Source organism: Micromonospora sp. NPDC002411, assembly GCF_053592955.1.
The window spans coordinates 1-3525 of sequence record NZ_JBSFBM010000502.1; the positions used below are offsets into that span (position 1 = coordinate 1).

A 3525-nucleotide genomic window follows, 5' to 3' on the forward strand; every position below is an offset into this window, starting at 1 on the left:
CAGGGTGTGCTCGCGTCCACCACTGTGGTCACGGGTCTGGACATCCGCGCCTCGTGGCCGACCTTCGGTGCTGCCGGCACCAAGATCTCCTTCCTGTCGCACTACTTCGACGGTGCCAGCGACACCGAGGCCAGCAAGGCGCTGAAGGCGACTGTCAACACCATCGACCTGTTCCACCCGGACGGCTTCGCCGCCGCTCAGATGGTGGTCCGGGCGGCGCAGGAGGGCGGGGACGACGTCGACAAGATGGTCACCGCTCTGGAGGGCTGGAGCTTCGACGGGGTCAAGGGCAAGATGACCATCCGGGCCGCCGACCACGCGCTGCTCCAGCCGATGTTCCAGGCCAAGCTTGCCGGCAGCGGCACCGCGTTCACGGCCACCGCGCAGAAGAGCCTCACCGGTGACGAGACCGCGCCACCGGCCGTGGCCATGAAGGGCTGAACCATGCTCGCCACCCGCGGTCTGACCTGGCGGATCGGTGAGGTCGCCATCGTCGACAGCGTCTACCTCGACCTCGAGCCCGGGGAGTTCCTGGGCGTGATCGGGCCGAACGGCGCCGGCAAGACCTCACTGTTCAACCTGATCACCGGCCTGCGTCGGGCCACGGAGGGCCGGATCACCCTGGACGGGCAGGACATCGGGGCGCTTCCGCCGCACCGGCGTGCCCGCCTGGGGCTGGGCCGTACCTTCCAGGCGTCCTCGGTCTTCGGCTCGCTCAGCGTGCGGGAGAACGTCCGGCTCGCCGTGCAGGCGCACCGCGGGGGCTCGATGGCACTGTGGCGGCGGGCGGCGGCCGACCGGGAGGTGGCCGCCGCCGCCGACGCGGCGCTGGACCGGGTCGGCCTCGCCCACCGGGGTACGGCACTCGCCGGCACCCTGGCCCACGGCGAGAAGCGCAAGTTGGAGATCGCCCTGCTGCTCGCCGGTGAACCCCGGGTGATGCTGCTGGACGAACCGATGGCCGGGGTCAGCGCCGAGGACATCCCGGAACTGGTCGCCGTCATCAAGTCCCTGACCGGCGACAGCGGTCGGGCGGTGCTGATGGTCGAGCACCACATGGACGTCATCCTGGAGCTGGCCGACCGGATCGCCGTCATGCACCACGGCGCGCTGCTGGCCTGCGACACCCCGGAGACGGTGATGGCCAACCCCACAGTGCAAGAGGCCTACCTGGGGGAGTCGCTCTAATGGAACCCGTTCTCAGTGTGGAGGACCTGTCGGTCCGGATCTCCGGACTGCACATCCTCCAAGGCGTGTCCTTCACTGTCGCCCCGACCGGCGTGACGGTCCTGCTGGGCCGCAACGGCGTCGGCAAGACCACCACGCTGCGCGCCATCCTCGGGCTCACCCCGCCCGCCGGGGAGGTCCGCGGCACCATCCGGATGGGCGCGCAGAGTCTGCTGAGCCAGCCCACCCACCGGCTGGTCCGCGGTGGGCTCGGCTACGTGCCGGAGGACCGGGACGTGTTCGCCGGCCTCACCGTCGCCGAGAACCTCCGGCTCGCCGAACGGCGCGGCACCAGCCCGGCGTACGACAAGGTCTTCGCGCTCTTCCCGGAGCTGGACCGGCGCGGACGGCAACGGGCCGGCTCGCTCTCCGGCGGCCAACAGCAGATGCTCGCGATCGGTCGGGTGCTGCTCAACGACAACCGGCTGCTGCTGGTCGACGAGCCGACCAAGGGGCTGGCGCCGAAGGTGGTGACCGAGGTGGCGGAGGTGCTGGAACGGGTGGCGGAGTCGGTGCCGGTGCTGCTCGTCGAGCAGAACCTGGCGGTCGTACGCCGGCTGGCCCGCGACGCGGTCGTGTTGGCCGCCGGCAAGGTGGCCTGGACCGGTGACGCCCACGAGTTGCTGTTGGAGACCGCGTTGACGAAGTCGCTGCTGGGTGTCGGCTCGGCGGAGGTGAAACACTGATGGGCACCGTGATCCTGTTGGCGTTGACCGGGCTCGGCCTGGCGGCGCTGTACTTCCTCGTCGCCTCCGGCCTGTCCCTGGTCTTCGGCCTGGCCGACGTGCTCAACTTCGCGCACGGGCTGTTCCTCGGCGTCGGCGCGTACGGCACCTGGTGGGCGGCGGGCAACCTGCCGGGCGCGGGCCCCGACGGGTTCGGCTTCGTGTTGGCTGTCGCGTTCGGAGTGGCCGCCGGCACGCTGGTGGCGATCCTGGTCGAGCTGGTGCTGATCCGTCCGCTCTACTCCCGCACCATCGAGCAGGTGCTGGTCACCGTCGGCCTGTCGCTGGCCGGGGTGGCGCTGTTGCAGGCCACCTGGGGTGCGGACGCCCGTCCGTTCCCGCGCCCCGACTGGACCCGGCAGGTGACCGGGATCCTCGGCGCGCAGGTGCCGAACGGCGGCCTGCTGCTGATCATCGCGGCGGTGCTGGTGCTCGGCGCGATCCTGGCGTTCCTGCGCTGGACCCGGTACGGCCTGGTGATCCGGGCCGGGGTGGAGAACCGGGAGATGGTGACCGCGCTCGGCATCGACGTGCGCAAGGCGTTCACGCTCGTCTTCGCGATCGGCGGGGCGGCAGCGGCGCTCGCCGGGGCGCTGGGCGGTGTCTACTTCGGCACCGTCTCGCCCGGTCAGGGCAGCTCACTGCTGATCTTCGCGTTCATCGTGGTGGTGATCGGTGGGATGGGCTCGGTGGTCGGCTCCGCGTACGCGGCGGTCGTGGTCGGGCTGGTGCAGCAGTTCGTCAACTACTACGGCACGTCCGGGCTGGGCGACATCTGCGTGGTCGGGCTGCTGGCCGTGGTGCTGCTGCTGCGCCCGCAGGGCATCGCCGGAAAGGTGGCAACGGCATGACGGTGATCGACGCGCCTCCCGCGCAGGTGCCGGACGAACTGACCCCGCAGCGGGGGCGGTGGCACCGGGTCCGCCCGTTCCTGCCGCTCGTCGCGCTCGTCGTGCTGGCGATCCTGCCGTACTCGACGATCTCCCTGCCGGGGATCTTCGAGGGGCCGGTCAACTCGCCCGGCACCCTGCAGATCCTCGCCATCTGCCTGATCTTCGGCGGGCTGGCGGCCGGGTACGACCTGCTCTTCGGCCGGACCGGGATGCTCTCCTTCGGGCACGCGCTGTACTTCGCCGCCGGCGTCTACGGCACCGACATCCTCGTCACCCGGGCCGGGCTGCCGCTGTGGCAGGCAGCCCTGCTGACCGTCACCGGCGGCGCGATCCTCGCCGCGCTGCTCGGAGCGGTGGCCCTGCGGACCGTGGGCATCGCGTTCGCCATGGTCACGCTGGCCTTCGCGCAGGTCGGGGCGATCCTGGTGGCCCGGGACTTCGGCGGGCTCACCGGAGGCGAGGAGGGCCTGCCGCTGGACGTGTCCGGGTTGCCCGCCGGCCTGGTCGGGGTGACGAACACCGTCAACCTGTACTGGCTGGCACTGGCGTACCTGACGCTCGTGGTCTTCGTGGTGCACCGCGTCAGCGGGTCGCCGACCGGTCGGGTGCTCGCCGGTCTGCGTGACGACGAACGGCGGATCGGTGTACTCGGGTTGGACCCGTACCGCTACAAGCTGGTC

Annotated in this window: 5 protein-coding genes; all 5 read left to right on the forward strand. The window is 71.1% G+C overall.

All coding sequences use genetic code 11. The features are described 5' to 3' along the window. Window positions 1-441 (forward strand): ABC transporter substrate-binding protein (locus ACWCO3_RS32950; RefSeq protein WP_450013835.1); only part of this gene is annotated, 441 nt, incomplete at its 5' end. Window positions 442-444: 3 nt separating this feature from the next. Next, window positions 445-1188 carry an ABC transporter ATP-binding protein gene (locus ACWCO3_RS32955; protein WP_145778829.1) on the forward strand — a complete coding sequence of 248 codons (744 nt, stop codon included), beginning with the start codon at window positions 445-447 and terminating at the stop codon, window positions 1186-1188. Continuing rightward, window positions 1188-1913: an ABC transporter ATP-binding protein gene (locus ACWCO3_RS32960; RefSeq protein ID WP_145778830.1), complete on the forward strand. Its 726-nt coding sequence runs from the start codon at window positions 1188-1190 to the stop codon at window positions 1911-1913. Before ACWCO3_RS32955 ends, ACWCO3_RS32960 begins: the two co-directional genes overlap by 1 nt. Further along, on the forward strand, window positions 1913-2803 hold the full coding sequence (locus ACWCO3_RS32965) for a branched-chain amino acid ABC transporter permease (RefSeq protein ID WP_088987511.1): 891 nt from the start codon (window positions 1913-1915) through the stop codon (window positions 2801-2803). The genes ACWCO3_RS32960 and ACWCO3_RS32965 overlap by 1 nt, the downstream gene beginning before the upstream one ends. Beyond that, window positions 2800-3525, forward strand: a 726-nt coding sequence (locus tag ACWCO3_RS32970; protein WP_450013838.1) for a branched-chain amino acid ABC transporter permease, incomplete at its 3' end; no start/stop codon positions are given. The genes ACWCO3_RS32965 and ACWCO3_RS32970, both read left to right, overlap by 4 nt.

Coding starts and splice junctions, on each gene's coding strand:
- ACWCO3_RS32955 (WP_145778829.1), top strand. CDS start 445: ATGCTCGCCACCCGCGGTCTGACCTGGCGGATCGGTGAGGTCGCCATC.
- ACWCO3_RS32960 (WP_145778830.1), top strand. CDS start 1,188: ATGGAACCCGTTCTCAGTGTGGAGGACCTGTCGGTCCGGATCTCCGGA.
- ACWCO3_RS32965 (WP_088987511.1), top strand. CDS start 1,913: ATGGGCACCGTGATCCTGTTGGCGTTGACCGGGCTCGGCCTGGCGGCG.